Source organism: Neorhodopirellula pilleata, assembly GCF_007859915.1.
Taxonomy (GTDB): domain Bacteria; phylum Planctomycetota; class Planctomycetia; order Pirellulales; family Pirellulaceae; genus Rhodopirellula; species Rhodopirellula pilleata.
This window is the reverse complement of record NZ_SJPM01000005.1, coordinates 168,588-170,858: the sequence shown is the minus strand read 5'-3', so window position 1 is coordinate 170,858 and position 2,271 is coordinate 168,588. Positions and strand designations below refer to the sequence as shown.

Genomic DNA, 2,271 nt, shown 5'->3' with positions numbered 1-2,271 from the left:
GAAGTCTTATCGATCGAGAGAGGGGAATCGGCTGCCCAATGTCCTAGATGGCGTTTCGCGAATCCTTCGCTGGAGAAGTTCTCCTACTGATATATGACTCGCCGAGTTACGCGAAAATTCGGTGAGCCAACGGGAGGACTTACCCGTCGAACCTTCTCGATCCCTAAAAAGGTCGTCGGGAACCACCTCACGGCCGAAAATCTTGAAAGGGAGAGGCGATCTCCCTTAGAGAGGATGTACAATTGAGCCGAACGAGCGTTTTCCAGAGATGACCCCATGGCGTCCCAAGATCTAAGCAAATCGAAATCGCGTTGGTCGACGTCGATCGGGCTGCTTGACGGATTGAAAGAGGGTGACGAGACCGGATGGTCGAAGTTTGTTCATTTGTACACACCTTTAGTTGTTGCTTGGTGCCGAAAGCTTGGTGTGCACGACGCCGACATCGCCGACGTTTGCCAAGAGGTTTTCCGAGGGGTTCACTCGGGAATCGCCAAGTTTTGTTATGAAGGCTCGCACGCCACCTTCCGCGGTTGGCTGTGGGTGATCACTCGACGCGCGGTGGGTCGGTGCATTGAACATTCGCTCCGCCAACCCAGTGCGTTAGGCGGCACGGACGCGGCGATGATGATTTCTCAGCTACCTGATTGGATCAACGACGACGCCATCCCGGAGAATCCATTGGCCGAATCGCTGGTGCTCAGCCGGGCCGCCGAGTTGATTCGTGATGATTTTGAAGAACACACTTGGCGAGCGTTCTGGATGACCGCTGTCGAAGACAGGAAAGCGTGCGACATTGCCGCCGAACTGGGAATGACCGAAGGGGCGGTCCGGCAGGCCAAGTTTCGTGTTTTGGCTCGTTTGAAGGAATTCCTGGGAAACTGAGCGTCAATTTTCATCATTCCTAATTTTTGCGTAACACAGGTTTACTTCTAGAGAACGGGCGAGTTTCATTCGATTCGTTTTCTTGCTGTAGCGAGACCATGTTGGTGCCCGCATTGAGGCGGTCAGCAATGACGACCTTCCCATTCAGGAGCATCCGCTGATGACCACAGCCACCAACGCGAGTTGCCGACCGAAACGACGCCCAGCCGCATTTACCCTGGTCGAACTGTTGGTCGTGATTGCCATCATCGGGGTCCTGGTCGGGCTGTTGTTGCCGGCCGTTCAAGCCGCCCGCGAGGCGGCTCGCCGGATGAGTTGTTCCAATAACATTCGTCAAATGGGATTGGCATTTCACAATTTCCACAGCGCTTTTCGCGAGTTCCCATCGTTTTGGGAGTACGGCTTTTCCGGCAACCCGGCCACGGGCGCGGAACTGCAACTTCAGTCATGGGTGATTTCGGCTGCACCGTTTTTCGAAGCTTCTGCGATCGCGGAGGGCTACGATACCGACACGTATTTTGCCGACGACGAGAATCAGCCAATCGTCCGAAATCTCATGCCCACGCTGACGTGTCCCTCGGCGGCCCGTTCGCTGACACGGCTGACGAAGGATTTTGACCCGGCTGACTACAACATTAGTGCCTTGGCATCATTGGGCTTGCCCATCAACCCGGCGGCATATCTCCGCACGAACGTCGAATTGGCACCATCGGATTATGCCATCTGCAATGGTGTGGAAGGGGCGGTGTTGTTGCAAGCCGGATTGGACAGCAACGGAAACGGAGTGATCGAATTAAGCGATGATCCGCGTCTGGAAATGACTCAAGGGAACCCGAATCCGGTTGTGTTGGGCATGTGGCCCAACCCGCCCGTTGATCTGGTGAAGCTGACCGGTTGGGCAACGGGTCGAATTACCAAGACGGGCTTAATCGCCGCACGTCCCAAATTCAATGACCTGCTCGATGGAACATCGAACACGCTGATGCTGGTCGAATGCGGCGGACGCCCCGACTGGATCCGACAGGGAAGACTATTCTCTGGCGACTCGGTCGAATCAGCAGGCTGGGCCGACCCAACCAATCAGTTCTTTGCCGACGAAGTCCCGGCAATCAATCTGACCAACAACGATGAGATCTACGCGTTCCACACCGGCGGCGCTCAAATCTTAATCGCCGATGGGGCGGTCCGCTTCGTTTCCGAAAGCCTCGACGCGGCAACGCTGGTGCAGTTGATGACCCCGCGCGGACGGGAAGTTCTCAATGAGTTTTAGCGATCATCGCATTGACGCGTCGATGGATTTTCACCGGGTTTGCGGGCTGTTGATTTAATTAGCCGTACCGCGTTAGCGGCGGTTTCCGCAGCAGTTAACCGGGGCTAACGCCCATCGGC

Annotated in this window: 2 protein-coding genes; both read left to right on the top strand. The window is 55.7% G+C overall.

From position 1 onward, the window contains the following. The first annotated feature begins 276 nt into the window (after positions 1 to 276). Positions 277 to 882 carry an RNA polymerase sigma factor gene (locus Pla100_RS13630; RefSeq protein WP_146578262.1) on the top strand — a complete coding sequence of 202 codons (606 nt, stop codon included), beginning with the start codon at positions 277 to 279 and terminating at the stop codon, positions 880 to 882. A 160-nt stretch (positions 883 to 1,042) separates the two neighbouring features. After that, positions 1,043 to 2,152: a DUF1559 family PulG-like putative transporter gene (locus Pla100_RS13625; protein ID WP_146578261.1), complete on the top strand. Its 1,110-nt coding sequence runs from the start codon at positions 1,043 to 1,045 to the stop codon at positions 2,150 to 2,152. Positions 2,153 to 2,271: the final 119 nt, after the last annotated feature.